General features: G+C 43.3%; 19 protein-coding genes. 17 read left to right on the forward strand and 2 right to left on the reverse strand.

What is annotated here, in order from left to right; genetic code table 11:
* Positions 1–173 precede the first annotated feature (173 nt).
* The 17 genes from MC269_RS06315 (at position 174) to MC269_RS06395 (ending at position 23,457) form a co-directional block, all read left to right on the forward strand.
* On the forward strand, positions 174–1,589 hold the full coding sequence (locus tag MC269_RS06315) for a mannose-1-phosphate guanylyltransferase/mannose-6-phosphate isomerase (protein ID WP_239954479.1): 1,416 nt from the start codon (positions 174–176) through the stop codon (positions 1,587–1,589).
* Between the two features lie 14 nt (positions 1,590–1,603).
* Positions 1,604–2,986 (forward strand): phosphomannomutase CpsG, encoded by a 1,383-nt coding sequence (gene cpsG / locus MC269_RS06320; RefSeq protein ID WP_239954481.1) that lies wholly within the window; start codon positions 1,604–1,606, stop codon positions 2,984–2,986.
* Positions 2,987–2,991: 5 nt separating this feature from the next.
* On the forward strand, positions 2,992–3,777 hold the full coding sequence (locus MC269_RS06325; protein WP_239955080.1) for an ABC transporter permease: 786 nt from the start codon (positions 2,992–2,994) through the stop codon (positions 3,775–3,777).
* Positions 3,777–5,063, forward strand: coding sequence for an ABC transporter ATP-binding protein (locus MC269_RS06330; RefSeq protein WP_239954483.1), 1,287 nt, complete (start codon positions 3,777–3,779; stop codon positions 5,061–5,063). Before MC269_RS06325 ends, MC269_RS06330 begins: the two co-directional genes overlap by 1 nt.
* 40 nt (positions 5,064–5,103) lie before the next feature.
* Positions 5,104–6,852, forward strand: a complete 1,749-nt coding sequence (locus tag MC269_RS06335) for a hypothetical protein (protein ID WP_239954485.1) — start codon at positions 5,104–5,106, stop codon at positions 6,850–6,852.
* Positions 6,852–10,580, forward strand: coding sequence for a glycosyltransferase (locus MC269_RS06340; protein ID WP_239954486.1), 3,729 nt, complete (start codon positions 6,852–6,854; stop codon positions 10,578–10,580). Before MC269_RS06335 ends, MC269_RS06340 begins: the two co-directional genes overlap by 1 nt.
* 14 nt (positions 10,581–10,594) lie before the next feature.
* Positions 10,595–11,629, forward strand: coding sequence for a GDP-mannose 4,6-dehydratase (gene gmd, locus MC269_RS06345; protein WP_239954488.1), 1,035 nt, complete (start codon positions 10,595–10,597; stop codon positions 11,627–11,629).
* A gap of 1 nt (position 11,630) precedes the next feature.
* Positions 11,631–12,527 (forward strand): GDP-mannose 4,6-dehydratase, encoded by an 897-nt coding sequence (locus MC269_RS06350; protein ID WP_239954489.1) that lies wholly within the window; start codon positions 11,631–11,633, stop codon positions 12,525–12,527.
* Positions 12,509–13,675 carry a glycosyltransferase family 1 protein gene (locus MC269_RS06355; protein ID WP_239954490.1) on the forward strand — a complete coding sequence of 389 codons (1,167 nt, stop codon included), beginning with the start codon at positions 12,509–12,511 and terminating at the stop codon, positions 13,673–13,675. The genes MC269_RS06350 and MC269_RS06355 overlap by 19 nt, the downstream gene beginning before the upstream one ends.
* On the forward strand, positions 13,672–14,787 hold the full coding sequence (locus MC269_RS06360) for a glycosyltransferase family 4 protein (RefSeq protein ID WP_305802680.1): 1,116 nt from the start codon (positions 13,672–13,674) through the stop codon (positions 14,785–14,787). The genes MC269_RS06355 and MC269_RS06360 overlap by 4 nt, the downstream gene beginning before the upstream one ends.
* 134 nt (positions 14,788–14,921) lie before the next feature.
* Positions 14,922–16,331 (forward strand): NADP-dependent phosphogluconate dehydrogenase, encoded by a 1,410-nt coding sequence (gene gndA, locus MC269_RS06365; protein WP_239954491.1) that lies wholly within the window; start codon positions 14,922–14,924, stop codon positions 16,329–16,331.
* A gap of 49 nt (positions 16,332–16,380) precedes the next feature.
* Positions 16,381–16,881 (forward strand): acyltransferase, encoded by a 501-nt coding sequence (locus MC269_RS06370; RefSeq protein WP_239954492.1) that lies wholly within the window; start codon positions 16,381–16,383, stop codon positions 16,879–16,881.
* 21 nt (positions 16,882–16,902) lie between these two features.
* Positions 16,903–17,871, forward strand: a complete 969-nt coding sequence (locus MC269_RS06375; protein ID WP_000654812.1) for an IS5-like element IS903B family transposase — start codon at positions 16,903–16,905, stop codon at positions 17,869–17,871.
* 58 nt (positions 17,872–17,929) lie between these two features.
* On the forward strand, positions 17,930–19,996 hold the full coding sequence (locus tag MC269_RS06380; RefSeq protein ID WP_239954493.1) for an SGNH hydrolase domain-containing protein: 2,067 nt from the start codon (positions 17,930–17,932) through the stop codon (positions 19,994–19,996).
* 133 nt (positions 19,997–20,129) lie between these two features.
* Positions 20,130–20,954, forward strand: coding sequence for a glycosyltransferase family 2 protein (locus MC269_RS06385; RefSeq protein ID WP_371824376.1), 825 nt, complete (start codon positions 20,130–20,132; stop codon positions 20,952–20,954).
* 10 nt (positions 20,955–20,964) lie between these two features.
* Positions 20,965–23,010 (forward strand): YfhO family protein, encoded by a 2,046-nt coding sequence (locus tag MC269_RS06390; protein WP_239954494.1) that lies wholly within the window; start codon positions 20,965–20,967, stop codon positions 23,008–23,010.
* 54 nt (positions 23,011–23,064) lie between these two features.
* Complete coding sequence (locus tag MC269_RS06395) at positions 23,065–23,457, forward strand: GtrA family protein (protein WP_239954495.1); 393 nt, start codon at positions 23,065–23,067, stop codon at positions 23,455–23,457.
* A gap of 26 nt (positions 23,458–23,483) precedes the next feature.
* On the opposite strand, the gene MC269_RS06400 is transcribed toward MC269_RS06395, so the two are convergent.
* Positions 23,484–24,782 (reverse strand): succinylglutamate desuccinylase/aspartoacylase family protein, encoded by a 1,299-nt coding sequence (locus MC269_RS06400; RefSeq protein ID WP_081139864.1) that lies wholly within the window; start codon positions 24,780–24,782, stop codon positions 23,484–23,486.
* Positions 24,783–24,890: 108 nt separating this feature from the next.
* Positions 24,891–25,685 carry an ABC transporter substrate-binding protein gene (locus MC269_RS06405; protein WP_081139867.1) on the reverse strand — a complete coding sequence of 265 codons (795 nt, stop codon included), beginning with the start codon at positions 25,683–25,685 and terminating at the stop codon, positions 24,891–24,893.
* Positions 25,686–25,733 lie beyond the last annotated feature (48 nt).

The raw sequence follows: 25,733 nt of genomic DNA on the forward strand, positions 1-25,733 counted from the left end.
CAGTTGCGTTAATTACGGCAGTACAAAAAACAGCTTAAGCGATGACTATTTCATCACACAGCAGATTGGTTGCTGCAAGCCAAGGGCGGTAGCGTGGCTATTTTCAATTTTGAATAAAAAATAACCCGCTCAGAAATGCATTAACACGAACAGAAATTGTTAGAGGATGTGGAATGTTACTTCCAGTAATCATGGCCGGAGGAACCGGCAGTCGTTTATGGCCTCTCTCTCGTGAACTCTATCCCAAGCAGTTCATTAGCCTGCATGGAGAACACTCCATGCTGCAGGAAACCGTCAACCGCCTTTCTGGCGTTGAAGCCCGCGCACCGCTGGTCATCTGTAATGAAGAGCACCGTTTTCTTGTCGCTGAACAGCTACGTCAAATCAACAAGCTGTCGCACAATATTATCCTGGAGCCAGTGGGCCGCAACACCGCGCCCGCTATTGCGCTGGCGGCGATCAGCGCCGTAGAGCAGGGCGACGATCCGGTTCTGCTGGTGCTGGCGGCCGATCACGTTATTGATAATCGTGCCGCTTTTCATGATGCAATCAAGACCGCAACCAAATATGCCAAGCAAGGACATCTGGTCACCTTCGGCATCGTGCCAACCGGCCCGGAAACCGGCTACGGCTATATTCACCGCGGCGAGCAGCTACCGGGCGCAGAAGACGCGCCGTTCGGCGTGCAGCGCTTCGTTGAGAAGCCGAACCTCAGCACCGCGCAGGACTATCTGGCCTCTGGCGAATACTACTGGAACAGCGGCATGTTTATGTTCCGCGCCAAGCGCTACCTGCAGGAGCTGGAAAAATTCCGTCCTGACATTCTCGACGCCTGTCGTCGCGCGATGGCGAACGTGAAGGAAGGCAATGACTTTATCAGCATTGATAAAGACGACTTTATCGCCTGTCCGGATGAGTCTGTGGATTACGCAGTAATGGAGCAGACCGATGCCGCCGTAGTGGTGCCGCTGGATGCCGGCTGGAGCGACGTAGGCTCATGGTCAGCGCTGTGGGAAGTGAATGAAAAAGATGACGCAGGCAACTCGCTGAAAGGCGATACCTTTCTGCATAACACCAAAAACTGCTATATCAACAGCGAAGACCAGCTGGTCGCGGCGATAGGCGTAGAAAACCTGGTTATCGTTAACACCAAAGACGCCGTGCTGGTCGCGCGCAAAGATCAGGTGCAGGACGTTAAGCGCGTGGTCGAGTTTCTGAAAAGCGAGTGTCGCAGCGAGTATCGCCGCCATCGTGAAACCTACTGGCCGTGGGGCCGCTGTGATTTAGTCGTGAACACAGGGCGTTTTAACGTCAACCGTATTACGGTTAAGCCTGGTGAAGCCTTTGAGCTGCAGATGCACTACCACCGCACCGAGCACTGGGTCATCCTTTCTGGCACTGCCAAAGTTACTATCCAGGATAAGACGCTGCTGTTAACTGAGAACCAGTCGACGTTTATTCCGATTGGTCATCAGCATACGCTGGAAAACCCGGGCAAGATCCCGCTTGAGCTGCTGGAAATCCAGTCAGGTTCTTACCTGGGTGACGACGACCTGATTTTGATTAAAGAGCAATTTGCCCGTAAATAAGGATACAGAACATAATGGAAGCACTGACCTGTTTTAAAGCCTATGACATCCGCGGCGAGCTGGGCAAAGAGCTGAACGAAGATATCGCATACCGTATTGGTCGCGCCTATGGTGAATTCCTTAAGCCAAAAAGCATTGTGGTGGGCGGCGATGTCCGTTTGACCAGCGAGGCGCTAAAGATGGCGCTGGCGCAAGGCCTCATGGATGCCGGCACCGACGTGCTGGATATTGGTCTGAGCGGCACGGAAGAGATCTATTTCGCGACTTTCCATTTGGGCATTGATGGCGGCATTGAAGTAACTGCCAGCCATAACCCTATGAATTATAACGGCATGAAACTGGTACGTGAAGGCGCACGTCCTATCAGTGGCGATACCGGTCTGCGCGACGTGCAACGTCTGGCGGAAGCGAATGAATTTGCTAAGGTCGAGGCGGACAAACGCGGCAGTTATAAGCAGATCTCCGTACTGGACGCCTACGTAGATCATCTGATGGGCTATATCGATTTAGCGAATTTCACTCAGCCGATGAAACTGGTGATCAACTCGGGTAACGGCGCGGCAGGCCACGTAATCGACGAGATTGAAAAACGCTTTAAGCAGGTCAATGCGCCGGTCAGCTTTATCAAGGTACACCATCAGGCGGATGGCAACTTCCCGAACGGCATCCCCAATCCACTGCTGCCGGAGTGTCGCAAAGATACCTCTGACGCGGTGCGCGAACATAGCGCTGATATGGGTATCGCCTTTGATGGCGATTTCGACCGCTGCTTCCTGTTTGATGAAAACGCTGAGTTTATTGAAGGCTACTATATTGTCGGCCTACTGGCTGAAGCGTTCCTGAAAAAAGAGCCTGGCGCCAAAATTATTCATGACCCGCGGTTAACCTGGAACACGATTGATGTCGTGACTAAAGCAGGCGGGATCCCGGTTATGTCAAAGACCGGTCATGCGTTTATCAAAGAGCGTATGCGTGAAGAGGATGCCGTTTACGGCGGCGAGATGAGCGCGCATCACTATTTCCGCGATTTCGCCTATTGCGACAGCGGTATGATCCCCTGGCTGCTGGTGGCGGAGTTGCTGGCGGTGAAAGGGCAGACGCTGTCTCAGCAAGTAGAAGAGAGAATGAAGGCGTTTCCTTGTAGCGGGGAAATCAATGCTAAAATCAATAATCCCAAAGGTAAAATCGCTGTAATTGAACATCATTTTGACAAGCTAGCGGGTAACAAAAATATTACCGATGGCATTAGTATTGAATTTGATAACTGGCGATTTAACCTTCGCTGTTCAAATACTGAACCACTTATCCGACTTAACGTTGAATCAAAAAATAACACTACATTAATGGCAGAAAAAACAACTGAAATACTGACAATGATAAAAGGAGAGGATCAGTGATTTCACTGTTTAATGCTGTATTACGTTATCGAGGTTTCGTGTGGAGTAGTGTTAAGCGAGATTTTCAATCTCGCTATCAAACGAGTATGCTAGGCGCAACGTGGCTGGTATTACAGCCATTAGCGATGATAGTGGTCTATACCGTCATTTTTTCGCAGATAATGCAGGCGAGGTTACCTCAAGATACAGGGGCTTTCGCTTACAGCATCTATCTTTGTTCAGGTATTCTTACCTGGGGACTGTTTGCTGAAATACTATCTCGTATGCAGGTAGTGTTTATCGAGAATGCAAACCTGTTAAAGAAAGTGACATTCCCACGGATATGTCTGCCAGTTATTATCGTATTATCATGTATATTGAATTTCTTGATAATATTCTGTTTGTTTCTTGTTTTCCTCGCAGTAACCGGTAATTTTCCCGGGGTAGATATAGTTTATGTTATCCCCGTTCTGGTTATACAAATTTTGTTTGCTACTGGGTTGGGTATTACTTTAGGCGTATTAAACGTTTTTTTTAGAGATGTTGGTCAATTTGTCTCTATTCTTTTACAATTTTGGTTTTGGTTTACACCGGTGGTTTATGTACTCACTACATTACCTAAGTGGGCTCAAGGGTATATAGAATATAATCCAATGACATCGCTAGTTAATGGATATCATAATATATTTGTACATAATACGATGCCTGATTTCTTCGCAATGCGCTGGACCCTACTGATAGCATTAGTTTTTTGCGCTTTAGGTCTTTATCTATTTAGAAAGCACGCGGCAGATATGGTGGATGAATTATAATGTACAGTATCAAAGTAGAAAATATATCTAAAGTTTACAAGCAATACCCCAAAAAGACAGATCGTCTGCTGGAATGGCTTTTCCCAGGAAAGATAAAAAGGCATCGCGAGAAAAAAGTATTAAATAATATCTCGTTCGAAATAAAACAGGGTGAGGCGGTTGGTATTATTGGTATTAATGGTGCAGGCAAAAGTACACTTTTAAAAATAATTACTGGTACAACAGCAGCCTCTTCTGGACAAATAAAAACCAATGGACGCATTGCTGCATTATTAGAGTTGGGAATGGGATTTCACCCAGACTTCACCGGCAGACAAAATGCTATCATTGCTGGCCAATTATTAGGCATTGGCGAAGATGAAATGGAAAGCGTTATTGAGGATGTTGAAAATTTTGCGGGAGTGGGTGAATATTTCGATGCACCAGTCAGAACATATTCAAGCGGAATGCAGGCAAGGGTAGCCTTCTCAGTTGCGACAGCAGTTAAAGCGGATATTCTGATTGTCGACGAAGCGCTAAGCGTGGGTGATTTAGCGTTTCAGGCAAAATGTATGCAGCGTATGAATCGCATGTTGCAAGATAATGTAACAATACTGTTTGTTAGCCATGCGCTTTTTCAAGTCCGACAATTCTGTAATCGAGCTGTTTATATAGCTGATGGAGAAGTAAAGGCTTTTGGTCCAGCAGCAGACGTATGCGATTTATATCAAAATTCCCTTGTAGAAAATAAAATATCCCTCTCTGAACAGAAGAGAACGGGCCTGATTGTTAATGCAATAAACGATCCTGAAATAACAGTTAATCCCGACCTTCGTGCAAACTCGCTCCAGGAAAATACGGGTAGCCTTGATCTTGAGTTCCTCGATTTTAAATTCAAAAATGAGCAAGGCGATACTATCTCTACCGCATATGCTAAAGATCGAATAAAAATTGATGCTGTAATAAGATGTAATCGTGATGTAGTCGCTGGAGCATGTGTTGGCATGCTGATTGGGGACAAAAATGGGTTCCCGATTTTAAGCATGAATGCAAACTACTATGATGCACGTTTACCCGAATTAAAAGCGGGAGAGCATATTATATTAAGCTGGGATTTCATTATCCCATTCTATATGGGCGAGTTTCGTATTGATATTGGAATAAAACCGGAACCATATGCGCAAGAATTTTATGATCGCGTTTTTTGTGTGAAGGTTTTTACTGTTAACACACCAGTAGAGTTATTAAAAGAGAATTTTGGTGGTATGTTGCATGTGCCAGCTGAAATTACCATCACTAAAAAGTAATTGGCTAGGATAACCAAAATCAAAAAGGCATTATAATTTTATGAAGAAAAAATCTAAATTTATCTTTTTTTGGCTTCCTTATGATGTTAAATATACATATGAAACTTTTTTGACTGCCTTTTATCTAGCTATAAAAAAATTTCCGGTTGAAGATAGTATTCATATAGGTCATAAAACTATTTTTGCTGATGTACCACAGCATCTTCCCGAAAACTGGCTAAGTGCTTATCAAGTTAGTTTGCCTAAGAAACAAGAATTAGATGCTCTCGAAAAAATTATATGGGAAGAGAATATCTTTCAGCCGCTGGAAGACTCGTTAAGTTCGAAAAATCTGGTCTGGCGTGAATTACTCACAAAAGTATTTACGCCACTTCAGGAAAAATTTGAACTCTGTCTTGAAGAGCAACTCACTAAATATCATGTAGAATCAATTATCCTATGGTCTAACTGTCCCTCTATTGTTAAGGCTGCAGAAAAGTTTAATATACCCGTCATTCATAATGAGATGGGCCCCTTACGCGATCCGGTATACTTACCGACATGCTATTTTGATTTTAGTGGTGTTAATGGCAATACGGAATCAGAGAATAGATACAGAAGTCTTTCGGACGAACAAGATGCCTACCCTTTACTGGGTAGGTCTGCATTACAAAGCTTATTCACAAAGGTAGTCAGGCCTTTACGTAGACATGATGAATATGACGCTGGAGTCCCATTACAGGTAGAAGATGATTCAAACATTATCGCCTTCAGCAATGGTTTTAATAATCATGAATTAATAGCATTTGTCAAAAGTAATTATGAGAACTGGTTGTTAAGAAAACATCCTTATGGACATCTCGATTATAAAGATGCTCTTAAAGAAACAAACTCACTGACACCCCAAGAATTTATAGCACTTTGCAGAAAAATCGTTACCATAAACTCCAGCATGGGGTTTGAAGCCCTATTAATGGGAAAACCCTCTCAAGTTTTAGGTGACTCACCTTTCAAGTTTATTGATATTCACAGTCCAGACTTTGTTAAGCAACTTAGATTTTGTTTATTGAATTATCTTGTTCCGTTTGAATGGATGTTTAATAAAGACTATTACCTCTGGCGCTTAACAAAACCCAGCGAAAAAGAAATTGCAGAAATGCATCTTAAATACTATGTAAAACAAAAGCATAATTGGACTAAAGAAAATTTCGATTTTACACAACTTAATATTGAGCTGGAAAATATATATCAACGCAATCTCAATTTGCAGTTTGTTGAGAGTGAAAACTATTGGCTGGAAAAAAATAAGCAGCTTGAGTTTGAAATTGAACAGCTTAAAGCATCAACTGGTACGCGAATCAAAAAGCTTAGTACTGAGAACGCAAAAATAAAAAATGAGCTGTCTGCTAGTATAAGTCAGAATGAAGCTTATCATCACGAGTTATGGCGTCATCAACATCTGTTAGCAGAAACATTCAACAGTAAGTCATGGAAAATTACTTCGCCATTACGTAAGCTTAATTTAGCTTTTAACAAAATTTATAATAATGAGAATGTAAAGGGCAGAGGCAAAATTTTTCTGATAAAGATAGCTAGAAAAGCTATTGCAGTTCCAGCAATAAGAAAATTGGCGGTTAAAGCTGCACATAAAACAGGCTACTATGAAAAAATGAGATCTCTTTATCTCAAGACACAGCCTTCAGCAGTGCAGCCAATTGTACAAGTGTCCGAGCCTGATACTATCTCAAGAGATACGCTTACCAATCTAAAAAAAATAAAAATGCTCAAAGCTAAAAGAGGGAATTCTTAATGCTTATTGCTATAGATTTACAGGGATTACAGTCAGAAAGTCGTTACAGAGGAATTGGGCGCTATGTTAGAGCGATCACTAAAGCTCTGATTGAACTGGCTAAAGAAAAAAAACACAAAATAATACTTTGTGGGAATGGTATATTTCCTGTTAATGAGTTGATTAACGAATTTGCTCCGTTGGTTGGAAGAGACAATATCCGTTTTTGGACTCCAGTGGGAGAGTGCATTTATGAAAATGTTGCTAATCATAACAATAACTATAATGCACGAATTATTAGAGAAGCTTTTTTTAAGAGCTTAAATGCTGATGTTATTTATGTACCGGCTATGTTTGAAGGTTATCAGGACAATAGCGTTCTGAGCGTTGGAGAATTTGATAAAGAAACACCTGTCGTAGCCACCCTTTATGATTTGATCCCCCTTCATAACCCTGCACAATATTTAGATGGTAACCAAAACTATAAAAAGTTTTATCTTGAAAAGATAGAATATCTAAAAAAATGCAGAAAATTATTAGCGATTTCAGAGTTTTCAAAAAATGAAGGCTGGGAATATTTCTCTGAAAAAACGAATGATATAGTTAATGTGTCTACTGCTTGTGATGATATTTTTCAAATTCGAGATATTTCACAAAAGGATAAGCAAGCGCTATTCGAAAAATATTCGATAAATAAGCCATTCCTGCTTTATTCAGGAGGTGCAGACGAGCGGAAAAATTTACCAGCGCTTATTATGGCTCTTGGGGAATTATCAGAAACTATTCAGGAGAAATTTGAGTTTGTTATAGCTGGAAAACTGTCTGAATGGGATATTAACAATCTCAAAACTGCAATCAAAAAAGCACATTTGAATGTTATGCCTGTTAGATTTACTGGCTATGTGACAGACAGTGAATTAGTAGATTTATATAATTTATGTCACCTGTTTGTCTTTCCAAGCTGGCATGAAGGTTTTGGGCTACCTGCGCTTGAAGCAATGGCATGCGGAGCAGTTGTAGTTGGTGCAGGTAACACCAGTTTGCCAGAAGTTATCGGTTTTCCTGAAGCACTATTTGATCCTCTGAGCATTGATGATATGCGTAAAAAAATAGAGGATGTCTTGGAAAATAAAGAACTTTATGAAGAAATAAAGTTAAAGGGCGCAAGCCGTGCTAGTGCATTTTCCTGGCAGCGTACTGCTTCAATTGCATTAAAAGCGATAGAAGATATTTTTTCTGTTGAGCAAGAAAATAATAAACCTACTAACACGACAACAAAAAAGAAACTCGCCTATTTTACGCCATTGTCTCCTGCAAAATCTGGAATATCATTATATAGCGAAGAGTTGTTGCCAGCTCTTGCCCATCATTATGATATTGATGTAGTGATTGATACTTCCCAATCAGAAGTTAATCATCAACCTGAATATGAAATTATCGATGTTCCAAATTTTTTAATAAATGCTAAGCGTTACGACAGAATTATTTATCAAATAGGAAATTCAGTTTTCCATGAATACATGCATGAAGTTCTGGAAGTTTACCCAGGCGTCGTTTGCTTACATGATTTTTATTTAAGCAACTATTATCGTTATAAAGAGTCGTTGACGGGGGCACAACAGCTGTGGAGTGAACAACTACTGACATCACATGGCTATAAGGCATTGATAGAACGCGGCGATATTAATAATGATTTAGATATAATGTATCGTTACCCATCTAATTTTAATGTATTGAGCAATGCCTTAGCGGTCATTGTACATTCCGATCATGCGCGGAAACTTGCGCGAAAATGGTATCACAGTACAGTTTCTTTAGATTGGGAAAAAGTTAATTTGCTAAGAGCTGCGCCCATCAAAATCGATCGCAGTTATATCCGTGAGCAGCTAGGTATTGATGATCAGACTATTCTTATATGCTCTTTTGGTATTATGGATTTTACAAAACTTAACCATAAAGTCATTGAAGCATTAGGGATGTCATCTGCACAAAGAACTAAAAATATCAAGCTCGTATTCGTAGGAGAACTTGGTGGTTCTTATAAAGACGAAATAGAAGACTTGATTGAACGTTACCGTCTTGGAGATAATATTTCTATTACAGGCTGGGCTTCTGATGAATTATATCGACAATACTTAATTGCTGCAGACGTAGCAGTACAGTTACGTTCACTCTCTCGAGGAGAAACATCCGCAGCGGTACTCGACTGTATGAATTATGGCTTACCTACAATTATAAATGCAAATGGCTCCATGGCTGAGTTGCCTGAAGACAGAGTTATAAAGTTAGACGAAGACTTTGTAATATCAGAATTAATAGACGCCATCAATAAACTCTGTACAGATGAATCCTATCGTTTATCACTGGGAAATTCCGCTGCGACGTATATTGAGCAATATCATAGTCCTGAAAAATGCGCACAATCCTACTATGATTTCATTGAAAATACTTATCGTAAAAATAAAGTGTTAGTAAATGACGTTATTAGTAATCTTGATATAAAAGACGAACAGTTTGGCTCATATGCGCAACTCTTGTCTTTAAATTTTCCTAAAATCAAGTCGGGGAAAAAAATATTTTTTGACGTAAGCCTGCTAAGAAAGACCGATCTTTGGACAGGTATTGAACGTGTTACTCGTGCTTTGCTGGTTGAACTGATGAAAATCAGCGATGGGAATATGGATTTAGTACCTGTTTATCTTGAAAAGAAAGATAATAGTTATATTATGAGGGAGGCTAATCAGTTTATGAAAAAGCTTTATCCTCAAATTTCTCCTTATATGGTTGACGATCGCCAGGTTGATTTTTATGCAGGTGATGTGTATTTTTCTTCAGAATTAGCATGTGATTTAATCATCGATGCTTATAATTGCAATTTTTTCGATAACCTGTTGCGTTCCAATGTTCATATAGCATTTATGATACATGATATTTTGCCATTGACTAAACCAGAGTTTTTCCCCCCTGGTAGCAATGAAAGTTTTGGAAAATGGTTAGAAATTATCACATCTCAATCTGATAAAATCATTTGTGTGACTGACGCAGTAGCTCAGGAAGTTTCAAAATGGATGAGCACGAGGAATATTGTTAACAATAAGTTGGTAATGGATTTCTCCCACCACGGGGCTGATATAACAGCTTCTAAACCAAATGGTGGCATAAGCGCTGAAGAAGAGAAAATGCTGGAGCTAATCAATAAAAAAATGACCTTTTTGATGGTGGGAACTATCGAACCACGTAAAGGCCATCTATTAGCGATTTCTGCTTTTGAAAAGCTTTGGCAAGATGGCATAGATATGAATTTGGTTATTGTTGGTAAAGAGGGCTGGAAGGGTTTACCTGATGACCTTAGACGAACTATCCCGACTATTATTCAGAAACTAGAAAAAAATGAATATAAAGATCGCCATCTTTTCTGGCTGAATAACGCCAGCGATGAGCTGCTTACAAAACTTTATGAAATGTCAGATTGTTTACTCTATCCTTCTGAAGATGAAGGTTTTGGACTCCCGCTTATCGAGGCATCTCAGCATAAAAAACCTCTGATTTCCAGGGATGTACCAGTTTTAAGAGAGGTAGCGCAAGAAGGAGCTTATTATTTTAGTACTACAGATGCGAATGTTCTTGCTGAAGAAATATTAAAATGGCGAGAGTTATTTGAAAAAAATGCACACCCTGATTCCACATGTATTCCATGGATCACGTGGGCAGAAAGTGCAAAAAATTTAGTTTCCAAACTTCTTTCATAAAGGTTATACATATCATGAAATCAGCTGTAATTACGGGTATCACTGGACAGGACGGCGCATATTTAGCTGAGTTGTTACTAAATAAAGGTTATGAAGTCTATGGTACCTATCGTCGCACCAGTTCCGTCAATTTTTGGCGTATTGAAGAGTTAGGTATTAAAAATAATCCTAATCTGCATTTAGTTGAGTACGATCTGACCGATCTTTCTTCCAGCATTCGTCTGCTTCAGCAAAGCGGCGCCACAGAAGTTTATAACCTGGCTGCCCAAAGCTTTGTTGGCGTTTCATTTGATCAGCCGCTGACCACCGCGGAAATCACAGGTATTGGCCCTGTAAACCTGCTGGAAGCGATTCGTATCGTTAATCCTAAGATTCGTTTCTACCAGGCATCGACTTCTGAGATGTTTGGTAAGGTGCAGGCAATTCCGCAGAAAGAAGATACCCCGTTCTATCCGCGTAGCCCGTATGGCGTTGCCAAGCTTTACGCTCACTGGATGACAATCAATTACCGCGAAAGTTACGATATCTTTGCATCAAGCGGTATCCTGTTTAACCATGAGTCTCCTCTGCGCGGTCAGGAGTTCGTCACGCGTAAAATTACCGACTCTGTTGCCAAAATTAAGCTGGGTAAACTTGATGTGCTTGAATTAGGCAATATGGATGCGAAGCGTGACTGGGGCTTTGCTAAAGAGTATGTAGAAGGTATGTGGCTGATGCTGCAGGCTGATGAGCCTGATACCTTTGTGCTGGCAACCAATCGTACCGAAACAGTGCGTGATTTCGTCTCAATTGCGTTCAAAGCAGCGGGTATCGAGCTGCGCTTTGAAGGTAAAGAAGAGCAAGAGGTCGCGATTGACGTTGCAACTGGTAAAGTGGTGGTAAAAGTTAATCCAAAATTCTATCGCCCAGCGGAAGTTGAACTGTTAATCGGCAACCCACAGCGCGCGAAAGATATCCTCGGCTGGGAACCTAAAACTACGCTTGAAGAGCTGTGCGCCATGATGGTTGAAGAGGATCTGCGTCGTAACAAACAAGGGTTCTCTTTCTAATATGACTAATGGCAAAAAAGCATTGATCACTGGTATCAAGGGCTTTACTGGCCATTATATGGCAGCGGAATTATCCGCTGCCGGATATGAAATATTTGGCCTTGGCTCTTCGTCCTCTCAACAAGATGGTCACTATTTTCAGGTCGACCTGACTGATGCTGCACAAGTCAAACATGCTGTAGACTGTATAGCGCCGGATGTTGTTGTCCATCTTGCGGCGATAGCCTTTGTCGGTCATGCGAACCCCAATGCCTTTTATGACGTTAATCTGTCGGGTACGCGTAACCTGCTACAAGCGCTAGCGGATGGCGATAGAAAGCCAGAAGCCGTATTGGTTGCAAGTAGTGCAAATGTTTATGGCAACAATACGCCAGGTAAACTTGGCGAAGAGACGCCTGCTAACCCCGCCAACGACTACGCGGTCAGCAAACTAGCAATGGAGTATGTGTCCCGACTGTTTCAGGACAAGTTGCCTTTGATCCTTGCTCGGCCCTTCAATTACACCGGTGTTGGACAAGCGGAAAACTTTTTGATCCCGAAAATCGTTAGCCACTTCAGAGCACGAAAAGAAGTGATTGAGTTAGGCAATATTGATGTGTGGCGCGACTTCTCAGATGTACGCTATCTTGTCAAAAGCTATGCAGCCTTACTCAGCTCTACGGCATTCGGTATGACCGTTAATGTTGCTTCGGGTGAAATGCATTCTCTTCGTGAAGTCATTTCTCTGTGTGAAGAGCTTACCGGCCACTCGATTCGAATCGAAGTCAATCCGCAATTTGTCAGAGCAAATGAAATTAAAGAGCTTTGCGGTGATATCAGTCTGCTTAATCAGTTGACGCAACACCAGCTTCATCCCATTCCGCTGAGGGAAACTCTGAAATGGATGCTAGAAGCGTAAAGCTGAACGTCGTATTTTCCACGGACTGTATTAAATACCCTTTAACGGGCATTGGCCGTTATGCGTTTGAACTTGCACGCGAATTGCAGCAGCGTGAAGATAAGATAGCGCTGACCTGGCTACATGGGACTAAAGTGCGTGATTCACTGGCGGTAGCCAGTGAATCTGCCCAGTCGGTCCAGTCTTTGAAAAGAAAGCTGCAAAATAGTAGAACAGTTAGTGAGATTTATCGGCTTACCTTTCCACTACTGAAAACATGGTCGCTTCGTGCTTATAGCGATCATATTTTCCACAGCCCTAACTACTATTTGCCGCCAGGCGTCAAACACTGCGTGGCGACGTTTCATGATTTGTCGGTTTTTCACTGGCCTCAATTTCACCCAGCAGGTCGTGTGCATTTAATGCAAAAAGAGTTGCGCAAGACAGTTTCTCGCGCCGCCATGCTAATTACAGATTCACACTATACTAAGCGTGAGTTAATCGAGTTTTTCGATTTGCCTGAAGAAAGAATTGCCGTTGCTCCTTTAGCATGCAATGCATTATTTCATCCTCGTATCGAAGCTGAAGCACAAGCTGTATTAGATGTTTATCAACTCAAATGGCGCCATTTTTTCCTCTATACTGGCACCATCGAGCCAAGAAAAAATATTCTTACCTTATTGCAAGCATATGATCGTCTACCCGCCGCCATAAAGAAAAATTACCCTCTGGTAATAAGCGGCTATAAAGGATGGGATAACACAGAGCTTTTTCGGCTTTTTGATAAAGGCGAAAGAGAGGGGTGGTTGAAATATCTGGGATTTGTCGCCGGTAAGGACCTCCCCATTCTCTACAGCGCGGCGACCAGCTTTGTCTTCCCTTCAATCTATGAAGGTTTTGGGTTGCCCGTGCTGGAAGCTATGGCGTCAGGTACGCCAGTTATTTGTTCCAACGCTACTTCTCTTCCTGAAGTAGTCGGCGATGCGGCATTAATGCATGCGCCCCAGGATGTTGAAACGTTGACAGCTTATCTTCAGAGTATGACAGACGATGCTGTAAGAAAGCAGGCAATGATATCATCAGGGCTTGCTCAGGCTCAGCAGTTCTCATGGTCACTCTGTGCAGATAAAACAATAGAAGCCTATGAACAGGTTGCTAAATTTATATGATCAATGTCCTACATTGTTATAAAACCTATTATCCTGACACCTTTGGCGGCATAGAGCAGGTCATCTATCAGCTTGCCGAGGGTGGAATCAGAGAAAATATACGCTCTACTGTTTTGACCCACAGCCCGGCTTATGACGAAGAAGTTTCAATACTTGATCATCATACTATCCATCGGGTAAAAACAATTTGCGAGTTTGCATCGACCCCCTTTTCTTTCAATGCAGTAAAAACATTCAAAGAACTGGCAAAGTCGGCAGATATTATCCATTATCACTTTCCCTATCCTTTTATGGATTTTATGCATTTTGCAGCCGGTATTAAAAAACCTTCAGTGGTGAGTTATCATTCTGATATTGTGAAGCAAAAACTGTTGCTTAAACTCTACTCGCCATTGATGAATCGTTTCCTTAAATCAGTGGACCGAATTGTTGCGGCTTCGCCAAATTACGTTGAAAGCAGCCCCACGTTACAACAATTTAAAGACAAAGTGGATGTCATTCCTTACGGGCTGGATAAGAACTTTTATCAAAATAATGACGTAGCGGTGCTTGAAAGATGGAAATCACGATTCCCTCAGGGATTTTTCCTTTTTATTGGCACCTTCCGCTATTACAAAGGATTACATATTTTAATCGAAGCGGCTCAAAACAGTCGCTACCCCATTGTTGTAGTAGGTGCAGGCCCCATTGAAGCGGAACTGAAAGCACAGGCTCAAAAGCTTTCAGTAGATAATATTCATTTCCTTGGCGCACTTGGAGACAGCGATAAAGCAGCCTTGCTACAGCTAAGCACCTGTCTGGTTTTTCCTTCGCACTTGCGCTCAGAAGCATTTGGCATTTCGCTGCTGGAAGGCGCGCTTTATTCTAAGCCGCTCATCTCAAGCGAGATAGGCACCGGAACAACCTATATCAATATTCATCAACAAACAGGGCTTGTCGTGCCGCCTTCGGATCCCGTTGCCTTACGTAGGGCAATGGATGAAATCTGGTTCAATCCCGAGCAGGCTAAACGCTATGGCGAAGCGGCTCATGATCGATTTGAGTCGCTTTTTACTGCCCAAAAGATGGTCACTAGTTATAATAATATCTATAAATCCCTGTTAAGTTTGTGATTTTTTTTCATATTTTTTCAGTCAGCTATCGCACCAATCATTACCTCTTATCGGCAATCCTGAGTTAACATATCGATCACTTAGTGAAGAGTGTTACTGGTAACATTCTGCGAGACCATAGACAGGAGTATGTAATGTCCAAGCAACAGATCGGCGTTGTAGGTATGGCCGTTATGGGCCGTAACCTGGCTCTCAACATTGAAAGCCGTGGTTATACCGTCTCTATCTTTAACCGTTCACGCGAAAAGACTGATGAAGTCATCGCTGAAAATCAGGGCAAGAAACTCGCGCCTTACTACACCATCGAAGAGTTTGTCGACTCGCTGGAAAAGCCGCGCCGTATCCTTCTGATGGTACAGGCGGGCGAAGCGACTGATAAAACTATCGCTTCCCTGACTCCGCATCTCGACAAAGGCGACATCCTGATCGACGGCGGCAACACCTTCTATAAAGACACCATCCGTCGTAACAAAGAGCTGTCTGAGCAGGGCTTCAATTTCATCGGTACCGGCGTTTCCGGCGGTGAAGAGGGTGCGCTGAAAGGCCCGTCTATTATGCCTGGCGGTCAGAAAGAAGCCTATGAGCTGGTTGCCCCGATTCTGGACAAAATCGCTGCGCGCGCGGAAGACGGCGAAGCCTGCGTGACTTACATTGGTCCGGACGGCGCAGGTCACTATGTGAAAATGGTGCACAACGGCATCGAATATGGCGATATGCAGCTAATTGCCGAAGCATATGCACTGCTTAAAGGCGCGCTGGGTCTAAGCAATGAAGAGCTGGCCAAAACCTTCACCGAGTGGAATAACGGCGAGCTGAGCAGCTACCTGATCGACATCACCAAGGATATCTTCACCAAGAAAGATGAAGAGGGTAACTACCTGGTTGACGTCATTCTGGATGAAGCGGCTAACAAAGGCACTGGTAAATGGACCAGCCAGAGTTCACTGGATCTCGGCGAGCCGCTGTCACTGATCACTGAATCCGTATTCGCTCGTTACCTCTCTTCTCTGAAGACGCAGCGCGTTGCAGCCTCTAAAGTGCTGAGCGGACCACAGGCGCAGGCGTTCACCGGCGACAAAGCAGAATTCGTAGAGAAAGTGCGTCGTGCGCTCTACCTGGGAAAAATCGTTTCCTACGCGCAGGGCTTCTCACAGCTGCGTGCGGCTTCCGAGCAATACAACTGGGATCTGCACTACGGTGAAATCGCTAAAATTTTCCGTGCTGGCTGCATCATCCGCGCCCAGTTCCTGCAGAAAATTACCGATGCCTACGCCGAAAACGCTAACATCGCGAACCTGCTGCTGGCACCGTACTTCAAGAATATCGCTGACGAATATCAGCAGGCGCTGCGCGATGTGGTTGCCTACGCTGTGCAGAACGGTATCCCGACGCCGACCTTCTCTGCCGCTATCGCTTACTACGACAGCTACCGTTCAGAAGTGCTGCCTGCCAACCTGATTCAGGCACAGCGCGACTACTTCGGCGCGCATACTTACAAGCGCATCGATAAAGACGGTGTGTTCCACACAGAGTGGCTTGAATAAATTTGTATTAATTTAAAAAATACAGCCCGGCATACGCCGGGTTTTGTTTGTGTTATTTTTTCAAAAAGGATTTTTTTGGTGGCTAAAAATGATAAATGAAAAATTAAATAAACATATACCATACTACCCCTTTATCGATGGGATTAGAGCCCTGGCGGTACTTTCTGTTATATTCTTTCATCTTGACTCAGCATTAATGCCTGGTGGTTTTGTAGGTGTTGATGTGTTTTTTATTATTTCTGGTTTTATAGTTAGCGCATCAGTATCGGCTTTAAAAGGAGTTTCGATTCTTCAATTCTTTAGCGCTTTTTATAGCCGCCGCATAAAAAGAATATTTCCAGCATTAGTGTTTATGCTTGTAGTGGTTTCTTTTTTTTCCACAATCTTCATACCAGGCTCATGGCTAAGTTATGTAAATCAAACAACTGGTTTATATGCTTACTTCGGTTTTAGCAATATAATATTAGCATCGTCTGGAAGAGACTACTTTGCTCCAACAACTGACTTCAATCCATTTACCCATACTTGGTCTTTGGGGGGGCTTTGTTGAATAAATCGAACTTTTGCTGAGTTGAAGGATCAGATCACGTATCTTCCCGACAACGCAGACCGTTCCGTGGCAAAGCAAAAGTTCAAAATCACCAACTGGCCCACCTACAATAAAGCCCTCATCAACCGTGGCTCCATAACTTTCTGGCTGGATGATGAAGCTATTCAGGCCTGGTATGAGTCAGCAACACCTTCTTCACGAGGCAGACCTCAGCGCTATTCTGACCTTGCCATCACGACTGTGCTGGTCATTAAACGCGTATTCAGGCTGACCCTGCGCGCTGCGCAGGGCTTTATTGATTCCATTTTTTCTCTGATGAACGTTCCGCTACGCTGCCCGGATTACAGCTGTGTCAGCAGGCGGGCAAAGTCGGTTAATGTCAGTTTCAAAACGCCCACCCGGGGTGAAATCGCACACCTGGTAATTGATTCCACCGGGCTGAAGGTCTTCGGTGAAGGCGAGTGGAAAGTCAAAAAGCATGGCCAGGAACGCCGCCGTATCTGGCGTAAGCTGCATCTCGCCGTTGACAGTAAAACACATGAAATCATCTGCGCTGACCTGTCGCTGAACAACGTTACGGACTCAGAGGCCTTCCCCGGGTTAATCCGGCAAACCCACCGGAAAATCAGGTCAGCCGCCGCCGATGGCGCTTACGATACCCGGCTATGTCACGATGAACTGCGGCGTAAGAAAATCAGCGCGCTTATCCCTCCCCGAAAAGGTGCGGGTTACTGGCCCGGTGAATATGCAGACCGTAACCGTGCAGTGGCTAATCAGCGAATGACCGGGAGTAATGCGCGGTGGAAATGGACAACAGATTACAACCGTCGCTCGATAGCGGAAACGGCGATGTACCGGGTAAAACAGCTGTTCGGGGGTTCACTGACACTGCGTGACTACGATGGTCAGGTTGCAGAGGCTATGGCCCTGGTACGAGCGCTGAACAAAATGACGAAAGCAGGTATGCCTGAAAGCGTGCGTATTGCCTGAAAACACAACCCGCTACGGGGGAGACTTACCCGAAATCTGATTTATTCAACAAAGCCCTTTGGGGGTTGAAGAGCAGTTTTATTTAATCTTCCCTTTCCTTTATATATTCTGGCTCTCAAATAAAAATAAATTTGCTTCAGCAGCTATTTATTTAATTCTAGGGGTGGCATCTGTAATTTATTCTTTTAATTTATCCCAGAGCTCTCCTACCCAGGCATACTATTCGACGTTGAGTAGGTTTTGGGAATTGTCGGCAGGCGTGCTTCTTTTTCAACTTATTTCAATTTATCAAAAAAAACTGGAAAAGAAAAAGTGGATAGCAAATTTCCGCGAGTGCATAGGAATTTGCTCTACATTATTACTTTTATCGTCATTCTATCTAACTAAAACAAATAATTTCCCCATGCCAGGAGCATTGCTGGCGACACTAAGTACGCTGGGGGTTTTATTTGGATTTTATAATAGAGCAGAATCAGCAGTTGCCAGCAAAATTTGGGGCAACTCGATGTTATGTTATATTGGTAAGTTATCATTTTCACTATATCTTTGGCATTGGCCAGTCTTTGTGATTTTTAGGTGGACTTGTGGTCTCGAAGCCATTAATCATCAGCTAGCTGCACTTGGTGCAACACTTATCTTTTCATTGGTTTCTTTTTATTTAGTTGAAAGGCCGATTCGTGCTTCACGTTTTATAGCAAGGCAAAATAACTGGAGTGTATTATTTTCTGGGCTATTATTTATCGGGGTCGCATATTACGCTACTGACAATATCAATGCTAACGCTGTTAACATCTCGCAAAGTGTCCTTTTAAAAAATCCTCAAGATTGGTATCCAGAAGGGAGCGGGGTAGTCGAGGGTTACCCTGGCTGCAATGCAGAACCTGAACACAATGATGTAGAAGGTGGTCTTTTACTAGTTTATAAAGTTAAAGGTTGCGTAAACCCAGCAAAAACTAGTTCTCACCGTATTTTCGTTATTGGCGATTCACACGCGCTTGCTTACTCATCTGTTTTCAAAAATTATGCAATAAAAACAGGCAGTGAAGTGTATGCATACAATAATGGTGGTTGTCCTTTCTTAAGCTTTACTCCAAACAGAGATTTAGATGTTCCTGCTTGCCGCCAATATACTGATGCGTCTTTATCGGATATCAATAACAAAATTCGTCCTGGTGATGTGCTTTTTTTAGCCTCGTTGAGGCTGCCAAGATTCGTTGACCAGTGGGCTTATTTTGGAGATGAGGGACATAATGAGATACTTTTTAGCAGCCAGGCAGATGAAGGTCGTAAACGCACTATCCAGTATGCAGAAAAAGTGTTGAAACCTTTAGCTGATAAAGGTGTTCATATTGTTTTCGAGGCTCCAAAGCCTTTGTACAAGATACCTGTTTACCGCTGTGCGGACTGGTATGATAAGGATAATCCAATCTGTAAAGGTGGAGATACTATATCAAGAGACTTGATTGAAAGATATCGAGCCCCTGTGTTAGAAAGTTATGCAGAATTAGGTAAGGTAATGCCTGTATCAGTTTGGGATCCTTTACCTTTATTATGTAATGATAAAGAATGTAATGCATACAAAAATGGTAAGCCGCTTTTCTTTGATGGAGATCATTTAAGCGGGTATGGTAATAAAATCCTTTTTCCATCCTTTTCTCGTTTTATTGGCAAGGTTGAAAACGGTCAGTTGAATGATCTCAATTTAACAAGCAAAAGTTTTACTATTGATTTCCGAAAAGAAGCTTTGCCTGACTTTGTCGATGAAATTTCAGGAATGTCGCATTATGAAGCTTGGGGGAGATGGTCGGACGCTCAACAATCAGATCATGTTTCTATAAAATTTTTGTCTGAATTGCCGCGTCATTTTATATTGACACTCCAGGCGCATGCATTTGGCCCTAATATTGATAAAGATATAAAGGTTGAATATGGTGGTGTCGCTAAAGTTTTAATTTTAAAGCAAGATGATACAGTCCAGTCTCTAGAATTTTATACTGAGCAAAAAGGACAACAAATTGATATATTTTTGCCTAACCCAACAAGCCCCAAAAGCTTAGGCATGGGACAAGATTTGAGGCTATTAGGTATTGGTATTGTAAATATTAATGTCAATGTTATTGATTAAATACTAGTTTAAGTAGGGAAACAAGATGCAATTCGATGATTGTAATATCGCTGTAGTAATTCCTTGTTATAACGAAGGCGTGTCAATTAGCAAGGTTGTATAGGATTTCACTTTTCATTTACCTTCTGCAAATATTTATGTTTTCGACAATAATTCCTCTGATGATACTGTTAAAAATGCTTCTGATGCGGGAGCAGTAGTTTATTCCGTAAAAAATCAGGGTAAGGGCAATGTTGTAAGGCGCATGTTCGCTGATATTACCGCAGACATATATGTTATGGTCGATGGCGACGCTACATATGATGCTTCCTGTGCTCCCCGAATGATAGAAAAATTGATTTCTGAACAACTCGATATGGTTGTTGGAGTCAGAAAACATGAAGATAAAGAAGCATATCGTCCCGGCCATACATTGGGTAATAAAATGCTTACGGGTTGCGTGAAAAGTATATTTGGCGGAAAATTTACTGATATGCTTTCTGGATATCGTGTTTTTTCCAAAAGGTATGTTAAATCTTTTCCTGCAATGGCCAAAGGATTTGAGACAGAAACCGAGCTGACTGTTCATGCTCTTGAACTACGCATGCCCTATGATGAATTCGATACGCCCTACGGTGCAAGGATGGAAGGATCGGCTAGCAAGCTAAATACTTACAGAGACGGTATTCGCATTGCAAAAATGATTATCAAGCTCTATTCAAGCGAAAGACCTTTAATATTTTATGGACTGCTTGCTATTCTATTCAGCATTTCAGGTATATTAATAGCAATCCCCTTGGCTAGTTACTATTTTGAGACGGGTCTAGTTCCGCGCTTACCTACAGCTATTTTATCTACAGGTTTAATAATCTTATCAGCAATTTCTTTCGTAACAGGCTTGATTCTTGAGAGTGTTACGATAGGACGCCGTGAAATGAAGCGGCTTGCCTATTTATCTATTCCAGTAAAACATTTTTAATGGATTTAAAATGAGTGTTATGCAAAAAAAAGATATCCGAGCTGTTGTTTTGCTTACAGCATTATTTATTTCCTTATGCGTTATATTTGATAAGCAGCTTCATACAGCCTTCGGGTTTTTAATAGGAAGTCGCTTTGATGGGTTAATTGAAACTAGCATTTTGCAGCATTGGTATAATGTTTTTGCTGGGCATTCAAAATGGGATCAAGTGGGCTATTTCTATCCCTATAGTGATACATTGGGTTATAATGATGGCTATTTTATTTATGGAGTTATATTCAGTATCTATAGACTCCTGGGTGCTGATGTTTTTCTTTCCTCAGAATTTGTAAACCTAACTTTAAAAATTATAGGTTTTATATCATTTTATTATCTAAGTCATAATAAGTTAAAGCTTGGATTTAAAGCATCAGTTTGTGGTGCAGCTATTTTTACTTTAAGTAATGCACTTACAATGCAAATGCATCATGCCCAATTGCTAAGCATTGCTTTCGCACCACTAATGACAATTTTAATTTATGATTATGTAGATGCACTTTGTGAAAGTAGCCTAAAAAAATCAATATTAAAAGGATCTTTGGCAGCAGTATTGCTTTCTGCCTGGTTAATAACGACTTATTATATGGCATGGTTCTATATACTTTTTTTTATTATGTTTGTTTTCTGTTCTCTACCTCTAGTTTTTATAAATTTTAGAGTTTTAAAAGAGAGGGTTAAAAAGCCAAGCGTACTTGCTATTTTAGTACCATTGGTAGTTCTGTGCGTAAGTATTATTCCTTTTTTAAAAGTTTATTTACCTAAGGCTAAAGAAACTGGAGGCCAGGATCTTTTTTCAGTTACATATTATGCACCACAAATCGGCAACTTGCTTGACCCAGGAAAACATAATCTGCTGTATGGGGATTTATCAGATTATATTTTTTCCAGTTATTTTCCTGATGTTCAAAGGGTTGGTGAACTGAATATTGGTTTTCCATGGCTTATTGCTTTACTTCTCATCATTTCCTTTTTTGCCTTAATTTTTAATAAAAATAAAGATTTAAAATTTTCTCTTTTAAAATGTCTTGTTTCTTCTCTTTTTTTATCATTAATAGTGATGATAAAATATAATGATTTTTTCTTATGGGAGTATATTTGGCGGTATATTCCGGGCGCCAAAGGTATGAGGGTTACTTCAAGATATGCACTTTTTCTTATCTTCCCTTTAAGTATTTTAGCTGCATCTTTTCTTTCTGGGTATATAGTGCGCTTGCCAAAATTCTTAATGTTCCTAATAGGGGGGATCTTATTACTGGAGCAAGTGAATTTGGCATCAAGTGCTAACTTGGATAGAAACAGTCAGTTGAGTTTTTTCAAATCTATCCCAGCGCCACCTAAAAATTGTAAGGCTTTTTATGTTATCGGGCAAAGAGAAAACGAATTCGATATAAATAATAAAAATATAGATCTCAGTTTGTATCCTCATAATGTAGATGCAATGCTTATTTCAGAGATTTTTGCGCTGCGCACTATAAATGGTTTTTCTACTTTTAACCCAAAAGACTGGGACTTTGCAAGAGATCCCTTGCAAAGTTATAGAGCAAGGATAGCTCATTATTTAACAAAGCATGAGATTGAGTCGGGTATGTGCGAGCTTAATCTACAAACTAAACTGTGGGCGACCATTGGAAATGTTTCAGAAGTTGGTATTTCACAAAAGATAAAGGACCGTATAAAATTAAGTTTGGTATCTTCACCATCTTTCGATGAAAATACAAAAAAGTGGTCTGTCACTGTTTCACTTAAAAATGAATCTGATTTAAATATTGGTTATGGAACCTTTAATGTTATAAATATTGGGATTAGGCTTTATGATAGTGAAAATCACCTTAAAAATGTTGATTATTTAAGAGTTGATATGCCTTATCTCCACGCGAATGGCGGCGAGAACCAAGTTAAGTTTACTCTTCCAGAAGACTTTGATAAAAATAGCTCTATAGCAATTCTTCCGGTAGAAGAAGGTATAAATTGGTTCGATCAGGTTGGTATGCACCCCCTGTTCGTGAATTTTAAGTAGGCTATTGCTGGCCTGATTTAACGGGCCAGCTTTTTTTTAAGATAAGGTCTTAAAATGTTAAAGTTCTTTTATTTTGCTTTGGTAGGCACAGCTGGTTTTTTAATTGATACTTTGTTTTTATATTTATTTAAAGAATTGTTAGGATTGTATTTAGCGAGAGCTATTTCCTTTTCAGTTGCCGTCTTTGCTACATGGTTTTTGAATAGACGTCTTACATTTAAAGAAGAAGCTGCAGCCAATAATAAAGGCAAGGAATTTTTGAATTATCTTGCCTTTATGCTAATTGGTGGTGTGGTCAACTATTCAAGCTATAGTATCTCAGTTTTTTACTCTTCGCTGATGGCTACTTATCCTGTTTTTGCAGTTGCTATAGGAAGTATATGCGGCTTGGCCGTTAATTTTACCACTTCAAGTTTGTTTGTATTTAAAAAGAAACAATTGCCTTAATGCTTTGTTGTTGAGTGGGGTAAGCTTCACCCCACCAGCAAATCCCCGCTCCTGACCTCATCTTCTCCCGCCAGCCTGATCACCAGCATGCCCGCCGTGGCAAACTTCGCCCAGTGTCGCGCATAGAGCACGCCGCCATACTCCGCCACCAGCGGCGTTACAAAGTCCGTCACCGGATCCACCACCTCAGCCACTACTTCGCCCGGACGGATATGCGCACCCAGCTTCTTGCGATGCAAAATCAGCCCGGAAACCGGCGAGTGAATATACTCACAGCCCGCCAGCGGCGTCGCAGGATGCTTAAGGGCAGGGGAGACCGCGCCAGCGCCTTCGGTATGACGCTGCTTAATCACGCTCATCTCTTCCGGCATATCCACCGCCTCCAGCGCGCTCGCCGCGGCGCTGCTCTCCGCCATGCCTGCGATATCCTCGGCGTTAGCCGTGACCAGCGCCAGCTCGTCGCCGCCAATCACCGGCGCGGCCACTTCCACCGACACCGACGGATTCTCCGCGGCGATATAGCCGCTTTCGCGCAGTGCGCTGATAATCGCATCCGCATCCTGTTCCGCCTGATCGGGATCGACGTCGCGCAGTCCGCGCAGCTCCAGCGTCACCGGCAGCAGGCCGCGTGGCATCGGGTATTTGTCGCCAAAGCGCTCAGCCAGCGTCAGCCAGGGTTCGCAGCATGCTTCGTCGAACGGCTCGCCGCCGGAAATCTGCGCCAGCAGCTGCACTTCGCTACCCAGCCAGCGCGCCAGCGGCTCGATATCGGGCCAGGCGTGCGGCGTGGTGTAGAGATGAGGCAATGCTTCCCAGTCGCAGTGCAAATCAATCATCAGATCCGCCTGACTCGCCATGCGCATCAGGGTAAAGCGCTGCGCCTCCAGCTCGGTTTTGGCGATCACATCGCGATAGTGACGATCGATAGCGTCGCGGATCAGCCGCTTGTTGTCGCCTTCGTTCGGCGTCAGCGAACTGGCCAGCTCCGCCGCCAGCTTCTCGCCCAGCGCAGGAAAGCGACGGTTAAAGTCCTGGCCCGACTCGCTGTGGAAGCGTCCGAGATGCGTGCCGTGCCAGTGCTGGCTCAGCGCCAGCGGGTTGGCCACCGGCACCAGGGTAAAGCCGGCGCGCAGCCTGCCAGCGGACTCCAGCGCCATCAGTTTCTGCTTCAGAAACCAGGCAACCGCCATGCCGGGGATCTCGTCGCCGTGCAGAGAGGCCTGAATATAAACCTGTTTATATTTCTCTTCGCCGAAGTGGAAGCTGACGATTTCGCGCTGAGTGCCCAGCGAGGCGCTGATAAGAGGATGATGTTGTTGATGCATGGGGCGCTGATTGTCCTGTCATTTAAGAGGGGGCGCGGGTCGCACCCCGGAAATGAAGAAAAGTATAGTGCCGAATCAAAGCGGGCGACCACTCGGGCCGCCTCGGGGTTACTGCTTGATGGAGATGTCAGTCGCGAAATACTGCTTCTGGATCTTGTCGAAGGTGCCGTTCTTTTTGATTTCGGCGAAGGCGTTATCCAGCGCGGTCTTCAGCTCGGCGTCGCCTTTACGCAGGCCGATGGCGGTGCCGGGGCCAATAATCGGATCCTGCACAATTGGGCCAGCCAGCTCAAAATCTTTGCCCTGCGGATGCTTCAGGAAGCCGATTGCCGCCTGCGCCGCATCGGTGAACACCGCATCGAGACGGCCGGACACCAGGTCGCTCTCTACCTGCGCCTGATCGCCATAGGGCACCACGTTCACGCCGAACGGCTGCCATTTGGCGCGCGCGTAGCGCTCCTGCACCGTGCCTTGCTCCACGCCGACAGTTTTGCCTTTCAGCGACTCGGCGGTCGGCAGCAGGCCAGAGCCTTTACGCGCAATCAGCTGGGTATGGGTGTCATAGAGCGGCACGGTGAAGTCGATCTGCTTCAGGCGCTCTTCGGTGATGCCCATATCTGACAGGATCGCGTCGAACTTGCGCGCCTTCAGCGCCGGGATCATGCCGTCGAACTGGCTTTCCACCCAGACGCACTTCGCCTGCATCTGCTGGCAGAGCGCGTTGCCCAGATCGATATCGAAACCGACCAGCTTGCCCTGCGGGGTTTTGGACTCAAACGGCGGATAGGTAGGATCGACCGCGAAGCGGACTTGTTCAATTTTTGCCTGCGCGCCAAAGGCGCAGCCTGCCAGCACGGCGGTCATCAGCGCCGCGCGCAGACGGGAGAAACCAGGAGTAGCCATAATCTCTTCTTTTATCGTGATGTTGAATCAAGCAGAGTACCTGCCTGC

It is taken from the genome of Pantoea sp. Z09 (assembly GCF_022394795.1).
Lineage (GTDB): Bacteria > Pseudomonadota > Gammaproteobacteria > Enterobacterales > Enterobacteriaceae > Pantoea > Pantoea latae.